The sequence below is a fragment of the Shigella sp. FC1967 genome (genome assembly GCF_001743005.1).
Taxonomy (GTDB): Bacteria; Pseudomonadota; Gammaproteobacteria; order Enterobacterales; family Enterobacteriaceae; genus Proteus.
Window position 1 is genome coordinate 1 of sequence record NZ_MIIZ01001430.1, and the last position, 350, is coordinate 350.

A 350-nucleotide genomic window follows, 5' to 3' on the forward strand; every position below is an offset into this window, starting at 1 on the left:
GGGGGGACCATCCTCCAAGGCTAAATACTCCTGATTGACCGATAGTGAACCAGTACCGTGAGGGAAAGGCGAAAAGAACCCCGGCGAGGGGAGTGAAAAAAGAACCTGAAACCGTGTACGTACAAGCAGTAGGAGCCTCTTTATGGGGGTGACTGCGTACCTTTTGTATAATGGGTCAGCGACTTATATTCTGTAGCAAGGTTAACCGTATAGGGGAGCCGTAGGGAAACCGAGTCTTAACTGGGCGAATGAGTTGCAGGGTATAGACCCGAAACCCGGTGATCTATCCATGGGCAGGTTGAAGGTTGGGTAACACTAACTGGAGGACCGAACCGACTAATGTTGAAAAA

The 350-nt window shown here is 50.0% G+C and carries 1 rRNA gene; it reads left to right on the forward strand.

The annotated features are described in order from the left end of the window. Positions 1 to 350: ribosomal RNA gene (locus BHE89_RS22680) — 23S ribosomal RNA — on the forward strand; the annotation flags it as partial.